Here is a 2,361-nt window from a genome sequence, read left to right on the forward strand (position 1 = left end):
CGTGCCACCCCGTGTCGCCCCCCGCCCGCCAGCACAGCAGCCAGACGTCCACGTACGCGTCGCGGTACAGCGAGGCGTAGTGGCGGCCGCCCTCCTCGGGGAAGTCGACCTGCTCCCGCCACTGGGCCGGGTCGGCGGCCAGATCGTTCACCAGAGCGCGCAGCTCGCGCCGGTCCAGCGTGCGTTCCGGAAGCCGCGCACACGCGCTCCCGCCCTGGATAACGTCAGCGTGCTCGATCACGTACGACTCTCCTCTCCGCATTTGATGGCCGCACTGCGTGCGGCGGGCTCAGTCGCCATGTGCCGCCGCCTTCCTCCGTCGCTCTGGTCGCTGCGCTCCCGGCGCTCCTCCTCCAGGCGACGGCGCTCCTTCGCCGCATTTGATGGGGCGGGTCCCGTCTTTGAGAAGGCGACGGGGGTTGACGACCTGGATGGCGTGGTTGGCGGCCTCGCCGAGTCCAGGGTCCGGGGCAGTGGCGTAGGGGGCGTCGGAGCCGTTGACGACGACGTCGATGCCCAGTTCGCGGACGATCGCGTCGATGGCGCGCGGCCCGTACGACGAGGTCTCCACGAAGCAGCCGGGATCGACCAGGCCGCGGTTGGTGCCGCCGCGCGCGATGAGCCGCTCCGAGTGCAGCGGCGCCAGCCCGGCCAGCAGCGCGAAGCAGACGCGCAGCCTGGGGTGGCGCGGCCGGACGACGGCGTGGAAGTAGTGCCACGACTGGTGCATCTGCTGCACGTACGGCACCACCGCGGGCCACCAGGCGGGCGTGCCGGGCGTGGGCGCGGCCGGGCCGGGGTGCACGAACAGCGGCAGGTCCCGCTCCGTCAGCACCTCCAGCAGGCGGTCGTCCAGCGGCGCGGTGGCCGGGACCTGCAGTCCGGCGAAGCCGCGGTCGAGGTCCTTGGCCAGCCGCCCGGGGTCGGGCTCGCTGTGGCAGGTCGAGGCCCACGCGCCGAACGGCTCGGGCAGGCCCAGCGCGCCCTCGTGGTAGGCCTCCAGCAGCGGCCATGACTCCTCGGGCGGCAGGAGCTCGATGCCGAGCGGGCTGGACAGCGACACCAGGGCCAGATCGAGGCCGGCGACGTCCCTGTTCTCGTGGTCGGCGGGGTTCACCTCGTAGGGCGGCTCACCGTCGAGGAGCAGCGTCCAGCCGTCGAGGCGCGGGGGCGTGGCGCGGGCGCGGAGCGCCTCGACGAAGGATCCGGTCCACAGATGCTGATGGATGTCGATGCTCATGGCTACGCCTCCCCTCATTTCCTACTAAGATTGACGGTAAATATAGCACGCTGGTGATTCGCGAGTGTGAAGCGATTCAGTGATACGGTTCAGTGAACCGCTTCACCCGACAAATGTCAACGTATCGACATACGGTCGCCCCGCTCGCCGCGCTCTTTCTGTCGGCCATACGCAATAAGCTGGCGAGATGCCTCGCAAGCGAGCGACGATCCGGGAAGTGGCCCAGGCGACCGGCCTGTCACCGGCCGCCGTCTCCTACGCGCTGCGCGGCATGCAGGTCTCCGAGGAGACCATCGAGCGCGTGCGGGCCGCCGCCGCCGAGCTCGGTTACGAGGCCGACCCCATCGCCAGGGCGCTGGCCAGCGGCCGCACCGGCATGATCGGCCTGCTGTGCGGCTCGCTGGAGGACCTGTGGCAGCAGTCGCTGGCCGTCGGCATCAGCAGGGGCCTGCGGGAGAAGGACCGCTACGCGCTGATCCTCGACGCGGTCGGCGACCCGGCCCGTGAGCGCGCCCTGGCCCAGCAGCTGCGCGACCAACGGGTGGACGGCCTGATCGTGCAGCCGATCGACCCGGCCGCGCCGTTCTGGGCGGAGCTGTGCGAGACGCTCCCGGTCGTGGCGATCGGCGACTCGCTGTCCGGCACGGCCGGCGAGGTCGTCTTCGACAACCGGCGCGGCGTCACGCTGGCGCTGGAGCACCTGCACGCGATGGGCCACCGCGGCCTCACCGTGCTGACCCCCACCGGTGACAGCACGCCCGACCGTCCCGCCGACGTGCACGTGACGGCCGAGGCCGACCGGCTCGGCCTGGAGATCGAGGTCTACACCTCCCCGCACAGCCTGGCGGGGGCGACGGAGGTCGCCCAGGGCGTCCTGAGCGACAAGAGCCCGGGTGCGGTCTTCTGCTTCGCCGACTCGATCGCGTACGGCGTCTACGCGGCGGCCGGTGAGCTCGGCCTGTCGATCCCGGGCGACCTGTCGGTCATGGGCTACGACGACCACCCGATGTCGGGCCTGCTCACGCCCGGCCTCACCACGGTCGACTGGAACATCGACGGCATCATCAGGGCGGCCGTCCGCCTGATGTCGGCGGCGGCCGACGGGGGGGCCCCGCGCGCCC

2 protein-coding genes and 1 pseudogene are annotated in these 2,361 nt (G+C 71.8%); 1 reads left to right on the plus strand and 2 read right to left on the minus strand.

Annotated elements, in window-relative coordinates; translation table 11 throughout:
• Positions 1-241: pseudogene (locus KME77_RS27145) on the minus strand (cysteine dioxygenase); the annotation flags it as partial.
• Between the two features lie 48 nt (positions 242-289).
• Positions 290-1,240 (minus strand): amidohydrolase family protein, encoded by a 951-nt coding sequence (locus KME77_RS30100; protein ID WP_281424272.1) that lies wholly within the window; start codon positions 1,238-1,240, stop codon positions 290-292.
• A gap of 187 nt (positions 1,241-1,427) precedes the next feature.
• Between KME77_RS30100 and KME77_RS27155 the strand changes: the two genes are divergently transcribed.
• On the plus strand, positions 1,428-2,361 hold a 934-nt coding region (locus tag KME77_RS27155), incomplete at its 3' end, for a LacI family DNA-binding transcriptional regulator (RefSeq protein ID WP_219471784.1).

This window comes from Nonomuraea rhizosphaerae, from assembly GCF_019396405.1.
GTDB classification, from domain to species: domain Bacteria; phylum Actinomycetota; class Actinomycetes; order Streptosporangiales; family Streptosporangiaceae; genus Nonomuraea; species Nonomuraea rhizosphaerae.

Bases quoted from the DNA above. Each gene is read 5' to 3' on its own strand.
- KME77_RS30100 (WP_281424272.1), bottom strand. From the start codon at position 1,240: ATGAGCATCGACATCCATCAGCATCTGTGGACCGGATCCTTCGTCGAG.